The 23,144-nt window shown below is 55.4% G+C and carries 22 protein-coding genes; 16 read left to right on the forward strand and 6 right to left on the reverse strand.

The window, feature by feature from the left end; all coding sequences use genetic code 11:
* Positions 1-2: 2 nt before the first annotated feature.
* From AC06G8_RS02285 to AC06G8_RS02310, 6 genes are all read left to right on the forward strand, one after another.
* Positions 3-1,202, forward strand: a complete 1,200-nt coding sequence (locus AC06G8_RS02285; protein WP_480284296.1) for a response regulator — start codon at positions 3-5, stop codon at positions 1,200-1,202.
* A gap of 602 nt (positions 1,203-1,804) precedes the next feature.
* Positions 1,805-3,523, forward strand: coding sequence for a peptide ABC transporter substrate-binding protein (locus tag AC06G8_RS02290; protein WP_447663599.1), 1,719 nt, complete (start codon positions 1,805-1,807; stop codon positions 3,521-3,523).
* 135 nt (positions 3,524-3,658) lie between these two features.
* Positions 3,659-4,582: an ABC transporter permease gene (locus AC06G8_RS02295; protein WP_447663600.1), complete on the forward strand. Its 924-nt coding sequence runs from the start codon at positions 3,659-3,661 to the stop codon at positions 4,580-4,582.
* 7 nt (positions 4,583-4,589) lie between these two features.
* Positions 4,590-5,531: an ABC transporter permease gene (locus AC06G8_RS02300; RefSeq protein WP_447663601.1), complete on the forward strand. Its 942-nt coding sequence runs from the start codon at positions 4,590-4,592 to the stop codon at positions 5,529-5,531.
* Between the two features lie 293 nt (positions 5,532-5,824).
* Positions 5,825-6,802, forward strand: a complete 978-nt coding sequence (locus AC06G8_RS02305; protein ID WP_447663602.1) for an ABC transporter ATP-binding protein — start codon at positions 5,825-5,827, stop codon at positions 6,800-6,802.
* 14 nt (positions 6,803-6,816) lie between these two features.
* Positions 6,817-7,788: an ABC transporter ATP-binding protein gene (locus tag AC06G8_RS02310; protein WP_447663603.1), complete on the forward strand. Its 972-nt coding sequence runs from the start codon at positions 6,817-6,819 to the stop codon at positions 7,786-7,788.
* A gap of 533 nt (positions 7,789-8,321) precedes the next feature.
* Here AC06G8_RS02310 and AC06G8_RS02315 read toward each other — a convergent pair.
* Complete coding sequence (locus AC06G8_RS02315; RefSeq protein WP_447663604.1) at positions 8,322-9,014, reverse strand: PspA/IM30 family protein; 693 nt, start codon at positions 9,012-9,014, stop codon at positions 8,322-8,324.
* 65 nt (positions 9,015-9,079) lie between these two features.
* On the reverse strand, positions 9,080-9,313 hold the full coding sequence (locus AC06G8_RS02320) for a PspC domain-containing protein (RefSeq protein WP_232313100.1): 234 nt from the start codon (positions 9,311-9,313) through the stop codon (positions 9,080-9,082).
* A 230-nt stretch (positions 9,314-9,543) separates the two neighbouring features.
* Here AC06G8_RS02320 and AC06G8_RS02325 point away from each other — a divergent pair, with 230 nt between their 5' ends.
* Complete coding sequence (locus AC06G8_RS02325; protein ID WP_480284297.1) at positions 9,544-9,696, forward strand: hypothetical protein; 153 nt, start codon at positions 9,544-9,546, stop codon at positions 9,694-9,696.
* A gap of 344 nt (positions 9,697-10,040) precedes the next feature.
* Here AC06G8_RS02325 and AC06G8_RS02330 read toward each other — a convergent pair whose 3' ends face one another.
* A complete protein-coding gene (locus tag AC06G8_RS02330) occupies positions 10,041-12,278 on the reverse strand; it encodes an ATP-dependent helicase (protein WP_480284298.1) in 2,238 nt (745 codons plus the stop codon).
* Between the two features lie 156 nt (positions 12,279-12,434).
* Between AC06G8_RS02330 and AC06G8_RS02335 the strand changes: the two genes are divergently transcribed.
* The 4 genes from AC06G8_RS02335 (at position 12,435) to AC06G8_RS02350 (ending at position 15,053) form a co-directional block, all read left to right on the forward strand.
* Entirely contained in the window at positions 12,435-12,929 is a 495-nt protein-coding gene (locus AC06G8_RS02335) for a MarR family winged helix-turn-helix transcriptional regulator (RefSeq protein WP_480284299.1), read from the forward strand.
* A 105-nt stretch (positions 12,930-13,034) separates the two neighbouring features.
* Positions 13,035-13,673 carry a nitroreductase family protein gene (locus AC06G8_RS02340; protein WP_480284300.1) on the forward strand — a complete coding sequence of 213 codons (639 nt, stop codon included), beginning with the start codon at positions 13,035-13,037 and terminating at the stop codon, positions 13,671-13,673.
* 356 nt (positions 13,674-14,029) lie between these two features.
* Complete coding sequence (locus tag AC06G8_RS02345) at positions 14,030-14,326, forward strand: putative quinol monooxygenase (protein WP_447663609.1); 297 nt, start codon at positions 14,030-14,032, stop codon at positions 14,324-14,326.
* A 187-nt stretch (positions 14,327-14,513) separates the two neighbouring features.
* Positions 14,514-15,053, forward strand: a complete 540-nt coding sequence (locus AC06G8_RS02350; protein WP_480284301.1) for a GNAT family N-acetyltransferase — start codon at positions 14,514-14,516, stop codon at positions 15,051-15,053.
* 432 nt (positions 15,054-15,485) lie between these two features.
* Here the strand turns inward: AC06G8_RS02350 and AC06G8_RS02355 are convergent, their stop codons facing one another.
* The gene (locus AC06G8_RS02355) at positions 15,486-15,734 is read right to left on the reverse strand and encodes a WGxxGxxG family protein (protein ID WP_447663611.1); all 249 of its coding nucleotides are present in this window, start codon (positions 15,732-15,734) and stop codon (positions 15,486-15,488) included.
* A 334-nt stretch (positions 15,735-16,068) separates the two neighbouring features.
* Positions 16,069-16,473 carry a DUF1259 domain-containing protein gene (locus AC06G8_RS02360; protein ID WP_447663612.1) on the reverse strand — a complete coding sequence of 135 codons (405 nt, stop codon included), beginning with the start codon at positions 16,471-16,473 and terminating at the stop codon, positions 16,069-16,071.
* A gap of 611 nt (positions 16,474-17,084) precedes the next feature.
* Between AC06G8_RS02360 and AC06G8_RS02365 the strand changes: the two genes are divergently transcribed.
* Together AC06G8_RS02365 and infC are read left to right on the forward strand one after the other, a co-directional pair.
* Positions 17,085-17,324, forward strand: coding sequence for a hypothetical protein (locus AC06G8_RS02365; RefSeq protein ID WP_480284302.1), 240 nt, complete (start codon positions 17,085-17,087; stop codon positions 17,322-17,324).
* 156 nt (positions 17,325-17,480) lie between these two features.
* On the forward strand, positions 17,481-18,023 hold the full coding sequence (infC, locus tag AC06G8_RS02370; protein ID WP_480284303.1) for a translation initiation factor IF-3: 543 nt from the start codon (positions 17,481-17,483) through the stop codon (positions 18,021-18,023).
* Positions 18,024-18,414: 391 nt separating this feature from the next.
* Here infC and AC06G8_RS02375 read toward each other — a convergent pair whose 3' ends face one another.
* Positions 18,415-19,305, reverse strand: a complete 891-nt coding sequence (locus tag AC06G8_RS02375) for a helix-turn-helix transcriptional regulator (protein ID WP_480284304.1) — start codon at positions 19,303-19,305, stop codon at positions 18,415-18,417.
* Between the two features lie 246 nt (positions 19,306-19,551).
* Between AC06G8_RS02375 and AC06G8_RS02380 the strand changes: the two genes are divergently transcribed.
* From AC06G8_RS02380 to AC06G8_RS02390, 3 genes are all read left to right on the forward strand, one after another.
* Positions 19,552-20,922 carry an MATE family efflux transporter gene (locus tag AC06G8_RS02380; RefSeq protein ID WP_480284305.1) on the forward strand — a complete coding sequence of 457 codons (1,371 nt, stop codon included), beginning with the start codon at positions 19,552-19,554 and terminating at the stop codon, positions 20,920-20,922.
* Positions 20,923-21,061: 139 nt separating this feature from the next.
* Positions 21,062-22,342: an ArsB/NhaD family transporter gene (locus AC06G8_RS02385; protein WP_480285369.1), complete on the forward strand. Its 1,281-nt coding sequence runs from the start codon at positions 21,062-21,064 to the stop codon at positions 22,340-22,342.
* An 84-nt stretch (positions 22,343-22,426) separates the two neighbouring features.
* On the forward strand, positions 22,427-22,978 hold the full coding sequence (locus tag AC06G8_RS02390; RefSeq protein WP_480284306.1) for a GNAT family N-acetyltransferase: 552 nt from the start codon (positions 22,427-22,429) through the stop codon (positions 22,976-22,978).
* Positions 22,979-23,144 lie beyond the last annotated feature (166 nt).

The raw sequence follows: 23,144 nt of genomic DNA on the forward strand, positions 1-23,144 counted from the left end.
TCATGCATATTCTGGTCGCCGACGATGAGAGCATCATCCGGACAGGGGTGAGACGGACGCTGGAGCAGGCCCGGCCCGGATATACGATCCATTTGGCCGATTCCGCTGATCAAGCGGCGAAGCTGCTTACGGAGCATCCCATCGATATCGTGCTGACGGACATCCTGATGCCCGGCATGAACGGTCTGGAGTTCATGCAGCTGTCGAGAGCGAAGCATCCCGGAATCAAATGGGTCGTCATTTCGGCTCATTCGGAATTCTCCTATGCGCAGAAGGCGGTGCAGCTGGGGGCGAAGGACTATCTGTTGAAGCCGATCGGAAAAAAGCGGCTCGTCGAGCTCCTGGAAGAGCTGGAGGCGGAGCTGGGCCGGGAGCGGTCGGAGGTCAAGCAAAGCGAGCTGTTGCGGACGAATTTGAAATATTTGCGGGAAGGCATGTTCCAAAGGCTGGCTGCAGGCCATGATATCGGAAACCTGGACATCGGGCCGCTCATGGACCGGTATCCGGAATTCTATCTCGTCGTCGTCCGTTTGGAAGCGGGCAGCCGCGATGCGGGGCTGGAGCATTTCATCGTGGACAATGTGTTCTCCGAGCTGATCGGCCGTTACGGCGAAGGTTTCGTCGTCAGCTACGACCGGCTGACGCTGATCGGACTCGCTTCCGTAGAGACCGAAGACGCGTTTGCCCAGCTGATCGCTTCGCTGCGGGGATATTTGGGCCATTACCTGAAGCTTCCCTTCCGCATAGCAAGCAGCGGCCTCATGAAAGAGATCCGCTCCGTTCCGGATACGATCATGAAGCTGGCTCGCCAGACGTCCGATATCGCAGCCGGACAGGAGGAGGCGGTCCGGATCAAGGGAGGCAGCGACAACAAGGCGATTGAAGTCGCGCTCCAGTATATTGAGGCGCATTATAAGGAAGAAACTCTTTCGCTCGAGAGGATCGCTTCCGTCGTTTACCTCAATCCGGTCTACTTCAGCCAGTTGTTCAAGCAGAAGACCGGGCAGGGCTTCAAGGATTACATCATCGGGCTGAGGCTGGAAGAAGCCAAGCTGCTGCTCCGGGAATCGGATCTGAAGCTCGCGGATATCGCGGAGCGGATCGGGTACCAGGACATGAGGCATTTCACGCAAGTATTCCGCAAGAGATTCATGCAGACGCCTACGGAATATCGGACCCGCAAGAAGCTGGAACAACGGTAACTGTTCATAGCTGACATGGACGTGGCACCTAATTAGGCTTCCCGCCTCTCCAAGAGGTCCGGGGTGCCTATTTATGTCAAAGGCGAATCGGGATCTGGAAGGAAGTGTGGGAAACGGCAATCCTCCAGGGGAACCATGTATATAGAAGGAAGGGCAGGTGAGAATAGGACTGCGGCGGGATTGGAAACGGCCGAAGGGCTCTATCGGGACTACTTGCCGGCTGGTTAGGAAGAGGTCGTTTGCCGGCTGCACAAGCCTGGGACATACAAGAAGAATTCTAAATAAAGATGAGACAATATAAATAAAAATGCAAATTGATTTGCTTAGAGATTGTAAAGAATAGGGCAAGTTTTCCGATAAATCATTTAATCCTTTGCCGCTCCTGTGAATAATACTTTATCAACTAATTGCGTTAATTGAATGAAGCGTCAGTGCGGTGAAATTAACATTGAATAATTATAAGTGTAAAAAATTGAGAATTCTCAATGAGGCCGAATAAATTTATCAGCCGAAAGAAAATAATGCAAGTTGTTATTCTTACTATGTAATAGTATAATTCATTTATGCTATTCAACCATTAATGTGAGGGGCGTGTAAGGTTAGTGTACAAAAAGACAGGATTGACACTGGCAGCACTGATGATCGCAGGCAGCGTGCTTGCAGCATGCGGCGACGGCAACAATAACAGCAACTCCGGCAACACCGGCGGAGATGCGGCCGGCAACACGGCAACGAACAACGCCGCCAACACCGGCGGAGACGCAGCCGGCAACCTGGCCGCAGATCAAGTCTTCCGCATGAACCTCACTTCCGAGCCTCCTACTTTGGACCCGGCTCTGATGCAGGACAACGTGTCCGGCACGGTTGCGGGCGGCCTGTTCGAAGGCCTGACGAAAACCGACAAGAACGGCGAGATCGTTGGAGGCATGGCCGAGAAGTGGGACGTTTCCGAAGACGGCAAAACGTACACGTTCCACATTCGCCAAGGATCCAAATGGTCCACAGGCAACCCGGTTACAGCGCATGACTTCGAGTTCTCCTGGAAGCGCACCCTGGATCCGAAGGCCGCTACTCCGGCTCCTTACGCTTACCAGCTCTACTACCTGGCCGGCGCTGAAGAGTACAACACGGGCAAAGGCAGCGTAGATGCTGTTGGCGTCAAGGCGATCGACGACAACACGCTGGAAGTCAAGCTGAAAAACCCGACGACTTACTTCCTCAGCCTGCAGACGTTCTACACGTACTTCCCTGTAGATAAAGTCGCAGCCGAGAAGGATCCGAACTGGGCCAACGAAGCGGCAACCTTCTCCAGCAACGGACCGTTCAAACTCGCTGCCTGGAAGCACAACGATTCCGTTGAGCTCGCTCCAAACGACGGCTACTACGGCAAAGCCGACGTGAAGCTGCAAAAAATCCAGTTCTCCATGATCGCGGACTCCAACACCGAGTTCAACAGCTTCAATACGGGCAAGCTCGACTGGGCTGGAGCGCCGACCGGCACGATTCCGCTGCCGCAACTGGCCAAACTCCGTAAAGAGAACGACCCAAGCCTTCAAATCAAGGACACGGCGAACACGTACTTCTACATCTTCAACCAGTCGAAGAAGCCGTTCAACAACGCTAAAGTCCGCAAAGCCCTCTCGATGGCGATCGATCGCCAGCTGCTGATCGACCGCGTCGTATCCGGCGGCCAAAAACCGGCATTCGGCTTCGTACCGCCAAGCATCACCGGCGAATCGAAGAGCTTCCGCGAGGAAACGCAGGACGCTTACTTCAAGGAAGACGTCGCTCAAGCGAAAACGCTGCTTGCCGAAGGTCTGAAAGAAGAAGGCATGGCTTCCTTCCCTGCGACGACGCTGCTCTTCAACACATCCGATGCGCATAAGCAAATCGCTGAAGCTGTAGTCGACATGTGGAAAACGAACCTCGGCATCGAAGTGAAGCCGGAAGTTCAAGAGTGGAAAGTCTTCCTGAAAAACCGTACCGCTCTGAACTACGACATCGCCCGCGCAGGCTGGGGCGCCGACTACAACGATGCCATGACGTTCCTCGACCTGTACGTAACGGGCGGCGGCAACAACGACATCGGCCACAAAAATCCAGAGTTCGACAAGCTGATCAAGGACGCTTATGCTTCCCCGGTTCAAGCGGATCGCGTGAAGATGATGGCGCAAGCTGAAAAAATCCTCATCGAGGACGAAATGGCTGTAATGCCGATCTACTACTACACGAGCTCCGAGCTAGTTAATCCAAAAGTCAAAGACGTTATCATGGATTATGCCGGCAACATCAACTACAACAACGGTTACATCGAGAAATAAGCCATACCGCTGAACAGCTGACAGAGAGAAGAAGGGATCGCGGCTGGAGCCGCCGTCCGGTGCTGGACACCGGACCGTCTCCGGCCGTCCCTTCTTTCTTTGCGGTTGGGCTGGGTAACGAAAAGAGGTGCTGGAATGTTTCGATTCATCGTTCGGAGGCTCATCAATATCGTCATCTCGCTCGTCGTGCTAGCGTCAGCGACGTTTTTCCTGATGAAAGCCGTTCCGGGCAACCCTTTCCTTAACGAAAAAAACTCGCAGGCCACCATTGATGCGATGATGAAATATTACGGTCTGGACAAGCCGTTGTGGCAGCAATACCTGACCTATATGAAAAATCTGTTCCAGGGTGAATTGGGCGAATCGCTCAAAACTCCGGGCCGGATGGTAACCGACATCATCTCCCAATCCTTCGGCAATTCCCTCAAGCTAGGTCTCGTGGCCGTTGTTGTATCCGTCGTCGTCGGCGTGGCGCTCGGCATGATCGCCGCGATGTACAACCGCAAGCTCATCGACAAGGTTGCCGTTTTCATCGCGATTCTCGGAATTTCCATTCCGAACTTCGTCGTCGGTTCTGTCATGCAGTACCTGCTCGGCGTCAAGGTAACCTGGTTCAACGTCGCCGGCCTTGCCGGACCGATGGATTACGTCCTGCCTACGATCGCGCTCTCCGCGCTGCCGATCGCCTTCATCACCCGCTTGACACGCTCCTCCATGCTCGAAGTGCTGACCGCGGACTATATCCGCACAGCCAAGGCAAAGGGACTGTCCCCAGCTCGAATCGTCCTGCGCCACGGCTTGCGCAATGCGATCCTGCCGGTCGTCACCTATCTCGGCCCGATGAGCGCCAACGTCATCACCGGTTCCGTCGTCGTCGAGAAAATCTATGCCATCGCAGGCTTGGGCAAATTCTTCACGGATAGCATCGCGAACCGCGACTACCCGCTGATTATGGGCATCACGCTGTTTTATGCGGTCATTCTCATGGTGGCAAGGTTCCTGGCCGATATCGGCTACGCGCTGGTGGATCCGCGCATGAAGAAGAGCAAAGGAGGCTGATTCCAACATGGATAACACTACTGACCAACGCCGGCCTTTGCCGGATCCGAAAAAGTTCATTCCGCTGAAGAAGCGGGAGAACATCCAGCAGCAGATGGCGCCAAGTTATACGACCTGGAAGCTCGCGATGATGAAGCTGACTTCCAACAAATTCGCCATGGCTGGCGGCGTCGTTCTGGTTCTGCTCATTCTGATGGCCATCTTCGGCCCAAAGATGACCCAATACGACTTCCGCACGACGAGCCTGCTCAATTCTTTCCTGCCTCCTGGAGGCGACCATTACTTCGGCACCGACGACCTCGGACGCGATATATTCGCGCGCAGCTGGAAAGGCGCGCAAATCTCTCTGACCGTGGGCATCATCGCCGCGCTTGCCGACGTCATACTCGGCATCATCATCGGCGGCATCATGGGCTTCTTCGGCGGCAAAGTCGATGAAGTGCTCAACAAGATCACCGAAATCCTTTATTCGATTCCTTACCTGCTCGTCGTTATCCTGCTCGGCGTCGTGCTCGGACAAGGCATGCTCACCATCATCATCGCCCTTAGCGCGACGGGATGGATCAACATGGCCTGGATCGTGCGAGGCCAGATCAAGCAGCTCAAAAATCAGGAATACGTCCTGGCGGCTCAAGCTGTCGGCTCCGGCGGATTCCGCATCCTGTTCAAGCATCTGATTCCGAACACGATGGGTCCTATCATCGTCACGATGACGCTGACCGTTCCAAGCGCGATTTTCGCCGAAGCTTTCCTGAGCTTCCTCGGTCTAGGCGTGCAATCCCCGGCAGCATCATGGGGAACGATGATCAACGATTCGATCGTAAGTTATCAGCTGTATCCTTGGACGCTTCTATTCCCGGCCGGACTTCTCTGTATCGCCATGCTGGCTTTCAACATTTTCGGCGATGGCCTGCGCGATGCATTCGATCCGAAAACCAAGGTGGAATAGGAAGACCCGACTATCGAAAGCTCTGTCTCCGCTGCTGCTGAGACGGGCAGCCGGATGATTTCTATACCCAACAAGAATTTGAATGCCTACTGAGCTCAAGCGCAGAAAGCAGATGAATTCCGCAGAAGCGCAAGCGCTCGCCTTTGAAGACCGGATTTCTACCCTATCAGGGGTTGGAAATTAAAGAAATCCGGGGTTCAACAGCGATCGGAGGAACCATCTGTTTTTGTAGCCGGTTTTCAGCAGACATTCAAACTACTAGCTACCACCGACATGAGGAAGGTGAAACTCTTATGGAACCGATTCTTAAAGTCGACGACCTGCGTGTCTCTTTCCGCGTCCGCGGCGGCGAAGTGCAGGCCGTACGGGGCGTCTCCTTCTCGATGGACAAAGGAGAGGCGCTGGCAATCGTCGGCGAGTCCGGATCAGGCAAGAGCGTCACGGCCCAATCCATTATGCGTCTGATTCCTACGCCTCCGGGCGTTTTCAAGGACGGCTCGATCGTTTTCGAAGGCAGCGACCTGCTGAAGAAGACCGAGAAGCAAATGGAATCCGTACGCGGCCGCGATATCGGCATGATATTCCAGGATCCTATGACATCGCTCAATCCGACGATGACCATCGGCGGACAGATTATCGAAGTGCTGGTCCGCCATCAGAATTTGTCCCGCGGCGACGCCGAGAAGCGCGCCGTCGAAATGCTGCGGATCGTCGGCATTCCGAATCCGGAAGCCCGCGTCAAGCAATATCCGCATGAATTCTCCGGCGGCATGCGCCAGCGCGCGATGATCGCCATCGCGCTGAGCTGCGACCCTACGCTGCTCATCGCCGATGAGCCGACGACCGCTCTCGACGTTACGATTCAGGCTCAGATCCTTCAGGTCATGAAGGACATGCAGGAGAAGCTCGGCACGTCGATCATTCTTATCACTCATGACCTTGGCATCGTAGCCGATATGTGTGATAAAGTGATTGTCATGTATGCCGGACAGGTTGTGGAGCGAGGCGACAAGTTCGAGATCTTTAAAAACCCTCAGCATCCATACACCCAAGGACTCCTGAAATCCTTGCCGCGCATGGATCAGAGAAAAGACGAGCCGCTGATTCCGATCGAAGGCACGCCTCCGGATATGGCCAACCCGCCTCACGGCTGTCCGTTCGCAGCGCGCTGCCCGCACGCGATGGAAGTATGCGTCGAAGTCGATCCGTATATGTTCACGCACAGCCCGACCCATGAATCCAAGTGCTGGCTTCACGCCAAGCCGGAGTAAGGAGGACGAACAGTATGAGCAACAGCAATCATGCGATGCTGGATGTAAACGACCTCAGCAAGTTCTTCGATGTCGGCAAGAACAAGACGCTGAAAGCCGTGAACGGACTGAATCTGTCCATCCGCAAGGGCGAAACGCTCGGCATGGTCGGAGAATCCGGCTGCGGCAAGTCGACGGCCGGACGCACGATCATGCGTCTGTACGAGCCGACCTCCGGATCGGTTAATTTCAACGGCGAGAACATCTACTCGATGAAGGGCGCCAAGCTCAAGGCTCTGCGCCGCGAGATGCAGATGGTGTTCCAGGATCCTTACGCCTCCCTCAATCCACGCTGGACGGTCGAGAACATCATCGCCGAGCCGCTGGATGTGCACGGCCTCACGCCGAGCAAGAAGGAGCGCAAGCTGGCCGTCGAGAGGCTTCTCGACAAGGTCGGCCTGAACCCATCCCATCTGACGCGTTACCCGCATGAATTCTCCGGCGGCCAGCGCCAGCGGATCGGCATCGCCCGCTCGCTCGCGGTGGATCCGAAGTTCATCGTAGCGGACGAGCCGATCTCGGCGCTCGACGTGTCCATCCAGGCTCAGGTCGTCAACCTTCTGCAGAACCTGCAGAAGACGGAAGGCCTGACCTACCTGTTCATCGCGCATGACCTGGCGATGGTCAAGCATATCAGCGACCGGATCGCGGTCATGTATCTCGGCAAGCTGGTGGAAATCGCGGAGAGCGACGATCTGTACGCCGATCCGCGCCATCCGTATACCCAGGCGCTGCTGTCTTCCATTCCGGTGCCGGATCCGGACTTCGAGGCGACCAAGGAGCGCATCGTGCTTCGCGGCGATCTGCCGAGCCCGATCAGCCCTCCGAGCGGCTGCCCGTTCCGTACACGCTGCCCGGCAGCTACGGAGCGCTGCGCGGCCGAAGTTCCGGAGCTGCGCCAAGTCGGTTCTAACCCTGGCCATCTGGCTGCTTGCCATTATGCTTAATGCTTTTTAGATCGATCGAGAACCTCTGGTGTCCTATGCGGATGCCGGAGGTTTTTTATGCTTTGATTCGAAAAGCGAATAGGAGATGGAGGGGAATCCATGGCTTGCGGAATGGGGCTGCCATATATTCGGAATGGTTGAACTCGGCTCTGCCTCGCGTCATTAACGGGAGCAAGCCCCGGCTGGAGCGTTGGTGGAATTCCTTGATCTCCATTTCAAAAAGGTGGATTTGTTCGTAGGTCATGACTGCTCTCTCCTTTATTCGGGTTATATGGTGGTCGCTCTCCCGCTCTGTACTTCCTTATCTTAGGAGCTTCAAGTGACAACAGTCTGTCAGCAATGATAATTGACAGGAACAAATGTTCCGAGTCGAATGTGGCTTTAGTAAATTAGGAGCTGAGAACTCCTTCGGAGACAAGAGTTCATTGCGTGAAGCCATGCAAAAGAGCCCCTGGACATGCAAACAAGTCCATAGGCATGCAAAAGAGCCCCTCGGCAGATAAGCGGCTCGAAGGGCTCAAGGTTTTTACTCGTTACTCGCTTTTCATCTTGCGGCGGAGTTCGGCGAGCTGCTCGTCGATGACGGAGGCGCGGCCGGAATCCGGGGCTGGCGCAGACGGCTCATAGGAAGAAGCTGCTGTGCCGGAGCCGGGCTTGTAGTCTCTGGAGAGACCAAGCTGAGCTTCCCATTGCAGAATCTTCTCCTCGATCCGGTCAAATCCGCGTGAAGCGATTCCCGGCTCGAAGCCATGCGAGAAGCTTGGCGTCTTGCGCTCTGCGGCAGCTTCCGCTTTTTGCAGGCGCTCGCTCAGATCAGAGCGCTTCTGGACAAGGCGGGCCAGCTCTTCCTGGGCGCCTTCGAGGCGGATATCCAGCTCGGCAGAAGCATGCTTGGCTTGATCGTACAGGCGGCCGTATTCAGCTGCCTGCTCCGAATAACGGAGCTTGGTTTCGAGGGCAAGGCGCGCTTCCGACTCGCGGCCTTCGGCCAAAGCCTCCTCGGCTTTGAGCTGGTTGTGCTGCGACAGCTGCTCGCATTCATCGAGGCGCTGCTTATAGGCGCGGGAAGCGGATTGCTGGCGGCTGAGCTCGCTTTTCATGCCGTCGATTTCCTCTTCCATATTGCGGATATACTGATTCATCATCAAAACGGGATTTTCAAGCTTGCTGATGACTTCGTTGGCGGTAGCTTTGGTCAGGTTCATGATTCGGTCGAATACGCTCATGGGATGCACTCCTTTATATTGGGTATGGCAGGCTTTATCGGTGCGGAATGGAGGACGGTTTCGCCTTAACGATAGGTGTAGGAATCAGGGGGAGGCGGTGCCGCGAAGCCGGACTCCTTGGGCAGGATAACGGCGGCAGCGGCATAGATCAGGAGGGCCGTACCGCAGCTGAATACGGCTGCGGCGATGAAGCCGATCCGGAGCAATCCGGGATCAATGCCGTATGTGCGGCCGATTCCTCCGCATACCCCCGCAAGCTTGCGATCTGTGCGCGAACGATACAAGGTTCTCATACTCATGCATTCTCCTCTTGGCGCGGCGCCCTGCGGCGCTGCTTGATGTCCTTATTGTACCTCCTTGCCGAGAACGGCGACACGGACTCCCGAATGTAATTGCACCTGGACCCGAGACCGGGCTTTCCTCCGCCCCCGGCACGTGAGCGCCGCCGAGGGGACATGCGATGAATGAAATGGCCGGCGGCTTCACAAGCTAACATCGCTTCACATTTCGATATCCGGGAGGTCCACTCATGGACAAGAAAAAAGCTTCCAAAGCAGAGGTCCAATCCACGAAGCTGAACACGTTTTCTGAAAATGACACCGAGTTTTCCAATGAACTGACTTCGGACGCCAAAGCGGCTTTCGGCGTCAAAACGACTAAAGCAAACCGCAAAAAAAGCTAAGCAAAAATCCCCCGCTGGATGCGGGGGACTTTACATAGAACGAGTCGGCCGGTATTCGCGACGATGTGGATTTGAGTTTGAACGCTCAGTTGGGGAAGCCTGCTTGTAATGCTGCGGCAAGCCCGGAAGTCTGACTGAGTGGAATGGCTGCGCAAGCCCAGAAGGTCTGACCGAGTGGAATGGCTGCGCAAGCCCAGAAGGTCTGACCGAGTGGAATGGCTGTGCAAGCTCGAAAAGCCTGTTTGAAATGGGTGCAGCCCGGAAAGTTTGCTTGGACCTGAAGCGGCGCATCCTGGAAGCTTGTTCAAGAGTTGTATGCTTTGCGTCTGCAAAGCTTGTGAAGCTTACTTGCTTTTAAACGCTTTGGCAGCGGCAGCCCGGGAAGCAAGCACTCCGGCTGCGGCGGGTTTCTCCGCAGCCCGCGCTGCCGGCTTGGAAGCGGCTGAGGGAGCTTGCTTCTCTGCCACGCCGGAAGGCTGGCTGGAGGATATCGGAGGAGCCTGAAAAGCTGACAGCAGGAATCGGGATACGTCGATCTTGCGGCCGCGGTAGGTGGCGGGGGAGCTGATCAGCAGCTCTTCCTTGGCCCGCGTGATCGCCACGTAAGCAAGCCGGCGCTCTTCCTCCAGCGCGGCTTCCTTGCGGGCAGCCGGGTCGGAATCGCCGCCGCCGGCCAGCTTGTCCGCCTCCAGCGCAAGGCTGTGAGGCAGGATGCCTTCCGAAGCCCCGATAATGGCGACCGCGGGGAATTCAAGGCCCTTGGACTTATGGATCGTCATGAGCTTGACGGCGTCCTTGGCCGAATCCGGCGGCAAGGACTTCATCTGCGCATGGCGCTCCGCCATTTTCGATACAAAGGTCAGAAAGGCCGGGACGTCGGCGAAACGCGCAGCGGAGGATTCAAGCTCGTCCAGCGACTCCCGCAGCGTCTCCTTGTGGGCCGTCGCCCCCGCTGCGATGTAGCCTCCTGAAGCGGCTCCTGCCTGCTCCGCATCGAGGTAGGCGTCGTAGAACTCCTTGCGCATGCGCCGCACGGCATCGGCCGGCTTGAACGCCTTGAGCCCTTTGACGAATGTAATGCGGGATTGGATCTGTTCCTTCTGGAAATCCTTGAGCCCTTCCATCGTGAGCAGATGGATGAGCGGGCCTTTCTTCGGACGGGGATCGTCCTTGGCCCGGATATGGGCCATGCCCTTATGCCGGTTGACATACATGGAGGGCAGGACGCCTTCCATAGCGGTGAAATCTCGCCTCTTGACCGACAGCCTCATATAATCCACGAGCGGCTTGACGGCGGATTGGTCGTAGAACAGGTCGCCGGTATCCTGGATCTGGAACGGGATTTCCGAGAGGACGAGCTGCTCGAACATGGCGCGGCTGTTGCTCGCGGTACGGTACAGGATGGCGAAGTCGCCATAGGCCCGCGCGCCTTCCTCTACGCGTTCCCGGATATGGGCGGTGACGGCTAGCGCCTCCTGGTCGGTCGTGAAGGGGCGGATGTACAGCGGCACGTCCCGGCTTGTGGCCACGGCCTTCAGCGTCTTCGGAAAGCGGGCCTTGTTATGCCTGATCACCTCGTTGCCGAGGCCGACGATGCTGGCCGTAGAGCGGTAATTCGTATCCAGCGTAATCATCTTTGCTCGGGGAAATGCATCTTTGAAGCCAAGAATATATTCGCTTCGGGCTCCGTTGAATCCGTAGATCGTCTGGTCGTCGTCGCCGACTGCCATCAGGTTGCCGTGGCCGCCGGCCAGCATGCGGATGAGCTCGTACTGCAGCAGGCTCGTATCCTGGAACTCGTCGATCATAATGTAGCGGAAGCGCCGCTGAAGCGTCGCGAGCAGTCCGGGCTGCTCGCGCAGAAGGCGATGGGACCAGAGCAGAATGTCGTCGAAGTCCATCCGCTGTTCGCGTTCCTTCCATTCCTCGAAGCGAAGCAGCAGCCGCTTGAGCTCCCGGTCGGCCTGCGTCTTGTCCGGCAGCTCCTCGAGCGGAACGAGGCTCAGCTTGGCCTCGGACAGGGCTGCGAGCGCAGTCTCCGGCTCGATCCGGTCGCCGAGGCCGAGCTCGCGGATCATGCCCTTGAGCACGATCATCGGATACGGTCCGCTGCCGAGTATCTCCTGGCGGAAACCGCGGCTGCGGAGGAGCTGCAGGAAGAAGGAATGGAACGTGCGCGCCGTCACTTGGGCGGCCGCGCCGGGCGGCATGCCGGGCAGAGCGGCGATGCGCTCCTTCATCTCGGCTGCGGCCTTGACCGAGAAGGTGACGAGCAGGATCGAGCGCGGGTCGGCGCCGCGCACGGAGACCAGATAGCCGGTTCTGCCGGCGAGCACGCTCGTCTTGCCGGAGCCGGCGCCCGCCAGCGTCAGCAGCGGGCCGTCGCCGTGGCGGACGGCCTCGATCTGCGGGCCGTTCAGGCTCAGGCCGCGGCTCTCGAGCGCCCGGAAGAAGCCGCTGTCGGCGTCGCTGTCCGGCACGAGCCGGGGGCTTCCTCCCGCGGAGGCGAGGGTAGCGTAGGGGAGCGAGCGTCCGGTTGCCCCGAGCGGCTTTTTGTAGGGAATGGGTAGATTCGCGTTCATAGATGTTGTCGTCTCCAATGGATGTTCCTTCCCTCAGGGGGATAATGCTTGTTCGTCGTCCTATCAGGATAACGGATTTTCGGAGCCGGGACAAACGGGAATAAGCGGAATGGTTGCAATTCGCCTTCGCCCGTTGTATCATTGATCCCTCAAACATTGATCCGTCAAAAGAATCGAAAGGAGGTTCTTGCCATTCCGAACTGCCGAACCGAAGACCTGCTGTATCTGCTCCTCCATCTGAACAAGCATATTGCCACCCGCTTCGAGCGCTGCGCCGGAATCAGTCCGAACCGGCTTGAACTGCTCTGCCAGCTGTCAGGCGGCGAAATCAGCCAAGCGGAGCTGCAGAAGAAAGTCTCCATCGATCCGGCCGCGGTCACCCGGCATGTCCAGCAGCTGGAAGCGGAGGGCTTGCTCACCCGCAGCCGATGCGAGAGCGACAATCGCCTGACGATGGTGCTGCTGACCGATGAAGGCCGGAGCCGTCTTTTCTCCCATAAGGAGGAGAAGGACCGCTTCATGGAAGAGCTGCAGTCCGGCCTCCGCGAGGAGGAGCGGCTTGAGCTCGTCCGGATGCTGCAGCAGATCGGCGACAAGGTGCAGCAGGTGGAAAAGGCGCTGAGCCGTTCCGGAGATGCCGGCGCATCCTGATTTTTTTTGAATGACGCATGGCTTGGAAGAGAGACCCGGGCTTCCGGGAAAAAGACGGATGGATAGAGATAAAAAAACAGAAGATAAGACAAAGGAGAGATAATCATGACTGTATCTACAAAATCGAACGACTACAATAAAATCATATCTGAACGCCGTTCCGTGCGGGTATACGACCCGGCCGTCAAAATCAGCCGCGAGGAAATGACCGAGATTCTGGCGGAAGCGACCCTTGCTCCGTCTTCCGTAAACCTGCAGCCGTGGAGATTCCTCGTCGTTGAAAGCGAGGAGGCGAAAGCGGCTCTGGCCGAGATCGCGCCGAACAATGCTACGCAGGTCAACACTTCGTCTGCTGTCATTGCCGTCTTCGGCGACATGAAAGCTTTCGATTACGCGGATGAAATCATGGGTGGAGCGGTTGAGCGAGGCTTCCTGCCGCAGGAAGTGAAAGACCAGATGATGGCCAACTACACTCGCCTGTTCGCTTCGGTTCCGGCCCAGGCTTTCCGCGAGATGATTTTGGTGGACAGCGGCCTCGTATCGATGCAGCTCATGCTGGCTGCCCGCGCGCGCGGTTACGACACGAACCCGATCGGCGGCTACGACAAGAGCCGCATCGCCGACGTATTCGGCATGGAGAAGGACCGCTATGTTCCGGTCATGCTGATCTCGGTCGGCGTCGCAGCCAAGGAAGCCCGGCTGACGACCCGCTTGGCTGTGGACCGCATAGCGGAGTGGAAGTAAGCGCAGTAGGGCGAGGCTGCAGGCTCGCTGCGTAGTGGAACTACGCGTAGACGAGGTTGCAGGCTGAGGAAAGCCGCAGCGGAGTCGAAGTACGTAGTAGGACGAGCTTGCAGGCTGCGGGAAGCTTCAGCGTAGTGGAAGTACGCGTAGCATGACGAGGCTGTGACAGCCTGAGGGAAGCATGGTGGAGCAGAAGTGCGCATAGTGACAAGGCCCTAGGGAGCTGAAGGATGCTCAGCGAAGCGGCCTTGACAGCTGGAGTGAAGCCCAGAGCGAAGTTGCAGGCAGGCATAGAGAAAAGTTGTGACTGACAGCATAGGACAGCGCGGTCATGCCACGAAAGCGAGGAAAGCGACATGATTATCATCCATGCAGGCATCAAGGTGAAAAGCGAGGCGGAGAGCGAGTTCCTAAGCGCCGCCGAGGCGTTGGTGGAAGCTTCCCGAGCCGAAGCCGGCAACGTCTCGTACAGCCTGCTCAAGAACACGGAGCAGGAGCATTCGTACACGATGGTCGAGCTGTGGGAAGATGCGGAGGCTGTCGCCGCCCATAATGCCAGCGGGCATTTTCAGTCGTTCGTGAAGTCAGCTCAGGCTTATATGGCGGCTCCGCTGGACGTGCGCGCTTTTTCGGGAGAAGCTGTTCAGAAATAATGATGCCGGGGGAGGGCGCTCCCCTTTATGAAGGGCCAGCCAATCCGGCTGGTTCTTTTTTTGTTATTTACCGGGAAAAGGAGCTGGCAGGAGGATTTGATCATCATAGTCATTCTTTACCATTCGGAGCGCCTCCCGTGTGATACCATGCTCCTATAACCTTTAAACTCGGGAGGAGCAGGTGACCATGGAAGCATCCATCAGAATTCGTCCCATGACACGGGGCGACATCGGACTCATTTATGAAGGGCTGACCGGGCAAGACGTCGGCAAGCCCCTTGATTACATCGAACGCTGCTGGGAAGAGAACCGAAAGGGAGAAAGATTCACTTTGCTGGCTTTCCATGAACATGATTTCGCAGGTTGGGGGCATGTGGTGTACAAGTCGGACTATCCGTACTTTGCGGAGAACGAGATCCCTGAAATTCAGAATTTCGACGTCATCCCGCCGTTCAGGAGACGGGGAGTCGGAAGCCGGCTGATCGAAGCGCTGGAAGTGCAGGTTTTTGAAAAGTCGGACACGGTCGGAATCGGATTCGGCTTGTATGCGGATTATGGCAGCGCCCAGAGGCTGTACGTCAAAAGGGGTTACGTCCCCGACGGAAGAGGCGTCATGTACGGCAACCGTCCCGTCGAGCCCGGCGGCCAGGTGCGCGTGGATGACGATCTGGTGCTTTATTTGACGAAGGCTAAAGGAAAGATGGAGGGTAACGGAGGGAGGGGCTGAGGGACGGAAGGACGCAGGACAAAAATGCGAAAGGATGAAAGGACAGGAGGACGATTTTTGAATGGGGAGTAAGGGGACAAATGGACGAATGGGTGATGGGGTTTAGGGGGAGAAAGGAGCAGCTGGAATCGTAGGGAGCGCAACCGCGATTGAATGCAGGCCGTCAGCAGGGTGTCTACTCACTCTGTATTAACAGCACCATAATAAAGATTCAGCTAACGGGCAGGATACTTGAACAGGGATAAAATATGGAATGAACTTTGGGAGTAAACGGTCGATGAATACTAATCAAAAAGCTATTGAATAGCTTGAATTTGCTATGCGGTAAATGGCATCTTGATTGCTTAACAACGAACAGTCTTGTATAAGGCAACCTTTGCTCCTTGAATGGATAAACAAAATGCCGCCTCTTTTGAAGGCGGCCTTATTTCTTTAACGCTTCGTATTGTCAACGCGGGTTACATGTTCGTCACGGTCGCGTCGTTTTAAGCCGGCCAATCCTACCAGCCCCAGAAGGCCGAGAAGTCCCCATTTCCCGCTGTCGTCATCTTCATTATGGGTAGTTTGCGTAGCCCCTGTATCAGTCGTGCCCGTATTTGCCTGATCCGCAAACGCTGCTGTTGAACCTAGTGCCGAAACAATAAGCAGGGTCATAAAGATGAACTTAAACTTTTTAATCATTTTATCAGCTCCTCTTGGTGGTATTTCGTTCTGAAAATTTTATAACCCACGGGTACGTGCTTCAAACCGTCATCGTTCAGTTCAACGCTAACGTAAATTTGAGAATAATAAATGATGTTATTGGGCTTTTCGGGACACGATAGTTCAGCAGAACGCAAAGGCAGCCGGCTTTAAAGCGATCGGTTGCCTTTTGTTCAACTAAAGGGCAGTAATGTTTAACAAGAAACAATGGATTTTTATGGTGATATTTATTTAGGGAGGGGGAAAATGAGTGAAAATAATAGGATTAAGAAAAAACAACTGCTCTTCCATTTATGAGTATTGCAGGAGTCTATTACATCGTAGGATAGCTTGTTAATGTTGAATAAGCATAGGCTACCTTTTTAGCAAAATTAAGAGGAGGCTCTATGGATTGAAAATGAATATATAACAGGTTTGGTTGAATAAATATCCAATGATTATGTAATGCGCTTACGATGATCCCTTGTTGAACCAATGCTCTATTAAATGCATACACTTCTTCTTCTAAAATGGCTACTTCCCCTATATTGAGAGCATTTCCCGTCTCGTCTAAAGATTCAAATAAAACATTTGCGAGTAAAAAACCTTTACTTGGACGTCCCATTACCATTACTGGAAAGTTCCGTTTTAACGAAACAGAGCATACACCATTTTCAAACTTACCCTTCCCTTTTAAAATTTGACCAAATTGTTGACAAATCATTTGGTGTCCATTCAAATCTATCACCCTTTTTTAAGTATTGATGATTTAAATCTTATCTTTGGTAACGTAATATAAAGTAATATATGACACTTGGATCGATTTTATGAAGGTTAGATTATATTACTAATCATATGTTGTAACCGCAGACTTTCGGTTCACTAAACCACTAAGTTCATCCTTTCATAATTATATAATTAATAAAAGAATGTGAAAGATTGTACTTAAAGTAACGGGGAACGATAGTTCAATTACCGCCTTTATTAGGGGCGGTTTTCTTTTGCTCGAAAATCAACATTTAACAATAACAGAACCAACTGAAACAATCGTCCCCGTTGTTGGAAACCTTGCTGTATAAAGCTTTTCAAGGGCGATCATAAGGATACTCTATATACAATAGGACGACTTTGGCAAAAATAAGAACATTGATCGTATCGTAGCTGAAATGTGCCGAGTTTCTGCATGGCAGGAATAAGAAGCCAATCTTTAATTGTTCGGGGAAGAAGCGTAAAGGTGTTTTAATTTGCAATAATAAGAATATCTCACTTGTTCACCTTGAAACTGAATTACAGGGAATGGCGGGTCATGCACTTTCTCACTTGTTCTCTATCAATAAGGAAGATTTGGTTTTGCAACTTGAAGATAAGAGAGCAGAACTAACCACTGCCATTGACCAACAGGATATGAAGTTGATGTCTGATTTGAATGATGAGTTGGTTAAGATTAAAGAAAGGAAGAAGCGTCTATCACCTCTATATGCTGATGGTAACATGGAGAAGGAATCGCTAGACGAATTATTAGATCAAGCTAATTTTGAGATGCAAGAACGAGATACAATTCAGATATCTCAACTATTGCCGATGTTCTAAAGCATATCAGCAAGATCACAGTTATAGAGGGTAGCTTGTTTTATAAGTTTAAAGTGTTTGATCATCTCCCCGATGTAAAGCATTATGAGTATAAAGATTTGGGACAGCAATCTGATTATTATGTTGGACAATGATAACTATCATCTCAGTGTGTGAATGGGGGGCAAATCCAAGTTGATAATGAATGAACAAATCAAAGCGTCAGAGGTTTTGCTAACAGGTCTTGATGGTGAAGATTTAGGCATAGTATTAAAAGAAGAAGCTTTGCGCATGGCGAAGGCAGCAGGTGCGGATCTCGTCTGCACCACGCTTATGAGCAGTCCGCCCCCATGCCGCCTGACACCAAAGGGGAAAGGCAAGGACAAGGCTCGGCAGGACTCCAGGGCGGCAGGGAAGGGAGCGACTAGCCCTGGCGGCAAGAGCGGCAATATCGGCAAAAGCGGAGACAAGGTGAAGGAGCTTCGCTTCACCGCGCATATCGAGGAGCACGATTACGACACGAAGCTGCGGCAGGCGGACAAGCTGCTGCGGAGCGGCAGCGCCGTGCAGCTTGTCGTCAAGGCTTCCGGAGCCAAGGAAGGCGCCGCCGCCAAGGCCGTGCTGGAACGGCTGCTGGCTGATCTGAAGGAAGCCGGCCGCAAGGAAAGCGGAATCCAGACGAGCGGCAAAGGCTCGCAGGTGAAGGTGAACCCGCTCTAGATTTAAGAAGCTGAGCGTTCTTCGGCAGTTCCGTGGCTAAGTGTGGGAATACGGCTCGCATGCATGCCCACATGTGAGAGGGGCGGCGGATTCGACCAGCGGCAGGAAACCGGATCGGACATACGATCCGTTATTTTGCGGAATGAAGCCATTATTGAAGCGGATCGGACATACGATCCGCTATTTCTTCATTCTTATTGGGATGCCGATTCAGTTCGGTGGAATAACGGAACGTATGTCCGATAGAGGTGCAAAAATGAAGAAAAAGCTTAAATAACGGAACGTATGTCCGAAACGAGGGGCCAGGTAATCCAACATACTATCCCCCGTCGCTCATTGTCTTCAAACGTCCCCGAATGTTCGGCAAAAAATTCGCGCAACGGAATGTACTTCAGGCGTGCGAGAACCGCAGCCGGTAGCTGCGCGGAGAGATGCCCTCGTACTTGGCGAAGCAGGAGGCGAAGTACGCCGCCTGATTGAAGCCGACCTCTTCCGCGACGCGGGCGACAGGATAGTCGGTGCGCAGAAGCAGCAGCTTGGCTTGTCCGATCCGATAGCGGAGCAGGTACTCCTTCGGCGAGCAGCCGAACTCCTTTTGCATGCAGCGGGCGATATAGACGGAGTGGAAATTGAGGCTGTCGGCCATCTCGCGGGCGCTGATCTCCTCGGCGTAATGCTGGCGCAGATAGGCTGCCGCCTGTGTGGCGCAAGCGGCCGAAGGCGAGGTGGAGCGGGCGTCGATGGCCGCCGACAGCTGCTGCAGCAGCTCCTGGAACAGGATCTGCTGGCGCCAGAGAGCGCCGCCCATATGGCCGCTCTGTGTGATGGCCGTCAGCTGCTCCAGCAGCTCGAAGGCCTGCTCCGGCTGCAACAGCACCGAATGCTGCGGAACTTGGACGGAGAAGGGCGGTGCGGTCATCTTCCAGGCCGCGCTGGCGGAGGAATCGGCCGTATCCCGCTGGTTCTGGTAGAGCGGCAGCCGCTCGTCGGTCGCCGTCCAATGGCCCTGATGGCCGAAGTGCATCCAGTAATACTCGGTCGACTCCGTGCAAGGGGAGGTGCCGAAGTGATGGGCGTCAGGACGAAGAATGAGCGCTTCTCCTGCACCGAGGGCATAACGGCGGTCCTCTTCCGCGATGTGCAGCGTCCCTTGCCTGACTGCGAGCAGATCGAACACGCCGATGTTGCGGCGATCGACATGGACCAGCCCCGGCCCATGGGTTTCGTGGCCGCTGCTGATATAGAAGGGGAGCGGCGGAAGAGCGAACTGAAGCAAGTTCATAAGCTTGTCTATCCTTTGCCTTGGAATGAAAATGAAGTTGGAATTTTGAAAGTTAAGGTTGCATCCTTGATACCTCAGAGCGAGTATAGCACTTATAATTTGGTTTGACTAATGAGCTCCATACTCACTTGTAATCCGCATCATCCTTAATAAGTTAGGTTGTTAGGCGGCTTGGGCGAAGTAAGGGCTTTCATCAACCCGGTGCGGGACATCCGTGCCAGGTTATATAGGGTGGAGGTTGCATAAATGAAAAACCGTAATTATTCCCTGTGGGCGCTCTCGTGGCCGATCTTCATCGAGCTGTTCCTGCAGTTTCTTCTGGGGGCCGCGGATACGCTGATGGTCAGCAAAGTATCCGATGACGCCGTAGCGGTCGTCGGCTTCTCCAATCAGCTGTTCAATGCCATGACGGTCCTGTTCACGGTCATCGCCAGCGGCGCCGGCATCCTGATCGCTCAGAAGCTGGGCGCAAGGAAAGAGGAAGAGGCCCGGACGATCTCCATTATCGCCCTCAAGGCGACGGTTCTGATCGGTGCGTTGCTGAGCGCGGTGCTGATTCTGTTCCCGGCGCCGATCGCCCGGGTGCTGCAGATGCCCGAGGAGCTGGTGCCGATGGCGGTCCGCTATATCTCCATCGTCGGCGGCGGCATGATCCTGATCGCCGTCATGAGCACGCTGAGCACGGCGATCCGCAACACCGGCAACACGCGGGGACCGATGTACACGGCCGTAGGCATGAACGTCATCCACATTATCTTGAACTACGGCTTCATCTTCGGCGCCTTCGGCCTGCCGCAGTGGGGACTGACGGGAGTCGCCGTCAGCACGCTGGTCAGCCGCCTGCTCGCTTCGGCGCTGCTCTTCTACATGTTCCTGTTCGCCTTCGAGCGCCGCATCTGGTGGGGCGACATCAAGGTCTGGAGCCGCGGATTGTTCTCCGAGGTCATGAAGATCGGCTGGCCGCTGGGCGTATACTCGGCCAACTGGGTATTCTCCCAGCTCGTCATCTTCACGTTCATCGGATCGCTCGGAGCCAAGGAGCTGTCGGCGCGCACGTACATGAACACGCTGGAGTCGTTCTGCTTCCTGATCGGATTCTCGATCGCTCTTGCCACTCAGATCCGGGTCGCCCATTTGTTCGGCGGCGGACGCATGCGGGAGGCCTACAAGGGCGCTTATACCGGTCTCTGGATCGGCCAGCTGGTCGTCATCGGCAACGCGCTGCTCGTATTCCTGTTCGGCAGGCAGATGCTGGGCCTGTTCACCTCGGACAGCGAGATACTGGCCATCTGCGCTTCCCTGCTCGGTCTCAACCTGCTGCTGCAGCCGGGCAAAATGCTCAACATGACGATAGCCGACTCCCTCAACGCGGTCGGAGATACCCGCTTCACGATGGTCATCTCGACGGTCAGCATGTGGGGCGTATCGGTAGCTGTCGCCTATTACTTCAGCATCCATCTCGGCTGGGGGCTGGTCGCGATCTACGCCTGCATGATCGCGGACGAATACTTGCGCGGCTTCGTCTGCTGGCTGCGGTGGCGCAGCCGCAAGTGGGCTACGGGCGGCGGGGCCCAGGAAGCTCCTGCTGTCGCGAGCGGCGCCGCTGCAGAGATATGAGCACGCCGCAATCGACAGCATCAAAAAGGATGTCCGAAAGGCGCGAGCCTCAAGGACATCCATTTTTTTCGTTCAGCTTTTTTATGGTAAAATCATGAAAGCTTAATGATTGTCCATTTATCGTCATCATCAGGAGGTCTTGTTTTTGCAGGCTGCATGGGCTGTCGCTATTTTTCTGCTTACATACGGATTCATCGTTTCCGAGAAAATCCACCGTACCGTCGCCGCCATGCTGGGCGCTCTCATCGTCGTGGCCGCAGGCCTCGTCGAGCAGCACAAGGCGGTCGAGCATATCGACTTCAATACGCTCGGCCTGCTGATCGGCATGATGATCATCGTGCATGTCACCGCCGAGACCGGCATATTCGCCTACGCGGCGATAAAGGCCGCCAAGCTGGCCAAGGGCGAGCCGGTACGCATTCTCGTCGCGCTGGCGCTCGTCACGGCTCTCGGCTCCGCCTTCCTCGACAACGTGACGACGATCCTGCTTATCGTCCCGGTCACGTTCAGCATTACGCGCCGACTCAAGGTCAGCCCGATTCCATTTATAATCACTCAGGTCGTCGCTTCCAATGTAGGTGGAACCGCGACGCTGATCGGCGATCCGCCAAACATCATGATCGGAAGCGCGGTCAAGGAGCTGACCTTCCTCGCCTTCATCGAAAATCTGGCGCCGATCATCGTCATCATCATGGCGGTTTATGTGCCGATTTTCATGCTCATCTTCCGCAAGCAGCTGCGCACGACGCCGGAGCTGAAGGCGAGACTGATGGAGATGGAGGAGGACGGCTTGCTCCATGACCGGAAGCTGCTCATCAAGTCGCTGTCGGTGCTTGGACTTACGATCGCGGGCTTCTTCCTGCATCAAGCGCTGCATCTGGAATCTGCGACCGTGGCGCTCACAGGAGCGTTCATCCTGCTGCTGCTCACCGGAGAGCGCATGCTGGAGGCATCCCTCGCCGCGGTGGAATGGCCGACGCTGTTCTTCTTCATCGGCTTGTTCGTCCTTGTGGGCGGGCTGGTCGACACGGGCGTCATCGGCCGCTTGGCGGAAAACGCCGTGGATCTTACCGGAGGCGACATGAAATCCGCGTCCATGCTGATTTTATGGCTCAGCGCGATCGCCTCTGCCTTTCTGGACAATATCCCGTTCGTCGCCACGATGATTCCGCTCATCCAGGACATGGGGAGCATGGGCATCGACAACCTGGAGCCCCTCTGGTGGAGCCTGGCGCTCGGGGCATGCCTGGGTGGCAACGGCACTTTGATCGGGGCGAGCGCCAATCTCGTGGCGGCGGGAATCTCAGCCCGGGAGGGATATCCGATCCGGTTCCTGACGTTTTTGAAATACGGCTTCCCGCTCATGCTGCTCTCTGTCGCGTTGTCGAGCGTGTACGTCTACTTGCGGTATCTGCTCTAGCTGCGCTGCAGCTTGTCCTACAGGGAAGGAGAGCAGAATGCCAGCGGCTTCGTGCTTGTGAAGAAACCAATTGGAGGAATGGATATGGGGCTGAGGCCGAATTTGTTTGAAGGAGAGCTCATCCGGCTTGCCGCTCCAAGGCCGGAGGATGTTTCGACGATGGCGCTGTGGATGGAGGATTCCGATTATTTGAGAAACGTGGATACGGAGTATGCGGTGCCGGCTACGGAAAAGCAAATGGAATCGGAGGCGGAGCCCGGCTCCAAGGAAGTCTATTTCCGTCTGCGGGAGCTTGAAGGCGACGAGCTGATCGGGTTCGCGGCCATCCACAGCATCGAATGGAACAACCGCGCCGGGATGCTGGCGATCGGCATCGGGGAGGCCAGGAACCGGAGCCGCGGATACGGCTCGGACGCGCTGCGGGTCATTTTGCGCTATGCCTTCCACGAGCTCAACCTGCACCGGGTCGGCCTGGATGTGATCGAATACAATGCGGGAGGAATCCGAGCCTACGAAAAGGCGGGCTTCCGCCACGAAGGCAGAGCCCGAGAGGCTGTCCGGCGGGACGGACGCCTTTATGACCGGATCAGCATGGGCATTCTAAGCCGGGAATGGGAAGCAGCGTTGAAAAGCTAGAGGACAGTCTATCCATCTATCGATTTCCGCAGAAGTCGATTCATAGATTGCTAGAGGGACATACTCTGTTCCTGACTCCAAAAGAAAGAGTGCAGGCTAGCCTTCATCGCGGATGCGGGCGACATCGACCTTGCCGATCTCATCACGACCATACTCGGGCTTGCGG

The sequence above is a fragment of the Paenibacillus sp. SJS-P3 genome (genome assembly GCF_056711585.1).

Excerpts from the sequence above, each read along its gene's own strand:
- AC06G8_RS02320 (WP_232313100.1), bottom strand. The coding sequence starts at position 9,313 with ATGAGTATGAGAACCTTGTATCGTTCGCGCACAGATCGCAAGCTTGCG.
- AC06G8_RS02350 (WP_480284301.1), top strand. The coding sequence starts at position 14,514 with ATGGAAGCATCCATCAGAATTCGTCCCATGACACGGGGCGACATCGGA.
- AC06G8_RS02345 (WP_447663609.1), top strand. The coding sequence starts at position 14,030 with ATGATTATCATCCATGCAGGCATCAAGGTGAAAAGCGAGGCGGAGAGC.
- AC06G8_RS02300 (WP_447663601.1), top strand. The coding sequence starts at position 4,590 with ATGGATAACACTACTGACCAACGCCGGCCTTTGCCGGATCCGAAAAAG.
- AC06G8_RS02285 (WP_480284296.1), top strand. The coding sequence starts at position 3 with ATGCATATTCTGGTCGCCGACGATGAGAGCATCATCCGGACAGGGGTG.
- AC06G8_RS02325 (WP_480284297.1), top strand. The coding sequence starts at position 9,544 with ATGGACAAGAAAAAAGCTTCCAAAGCAGAGGTCCAATCCACGAAGCTG.
- AC06G8_RS02375 (WP_480284304.1), bottom strand. The coding sequence starts at position 19,305 with ATGAACTTGCTTCAGTTCGCTCTTCCGCCGCTCCCCTTCTATATCAGC.
- AC06G8_RS02355 (WP_447663611.1), bottom strand. The coding sequence starts at position 15,734 with ATGATTAAAAAGTTTAAGTTCATCTTTATGACCCTGCTTATTGTTTCG.
- infC (WP_480284303.1), top strand. The coding sequence starts at position 17,481 with ATGGGGGGCAAATCCAAGTTGATAATGAATGAACAAATCAAAGCGTCA.
- AC06G8_RS02380 (WP_480284305.1), top strand. The coding sequence starts at position 19,552 with ATGAAAAACCGTAATTATTCCCTGTGGGCGCTCTCGTGGCCGATCTTC.
- AC06G8_RS02390 (WP_480284306.1), top strand. The coding sequence starts at position 22,427 with ATGGGGCTGAGGCCGAATTTGTTTGAAGGAGAGCTCATCCGGCTTGCC.
- AC06G8_RS02305 (WP_447663602.1), top strand. The coding sequence starts at position 5,825 with ATGGAACCGATTCTTAAAGTCGACGACCTGCGTGTCTCTTTCCGCGTC.
- AC06G8_RS02315 (WP_447663604.1), bottom strand. The coding sequence starts at position 9,014 with ATGAGCGTATTCGACCGAATCATGAACCTGACCAAAGCTACCGCCAAC.
- AC06G8_RS02295 (WP_447663600.1), top strand. The coding sequence starts at position 3,659 with ATGTTTCGATTCATCGTTCGGAGGCTCATCAATATCGTCATCTCGCTC.
- AC06G8_RS02310 (WP_447663603.1), top strand. The coding sequence starts at position 6,817 with ATGAGCAACAGCAATCATGCGATGCTGGATGTAAACGACCTCAGCAAG.
- AC06G8_RS02340 (WP_480284300.1), top strand. The coding sequence starts at position 13,035 with ATGACTGTATCTACAAAATCGAACGACTACAATAAAATCATATCTGAA.
- AC06G8_RS02330 (WP_480284298.1), bottom strand. The coding sequence starts at position 12,278 with ATGAACGCGAATCTACCCATTCCCTACAAAAAGCCGCTCGGGGCAACC.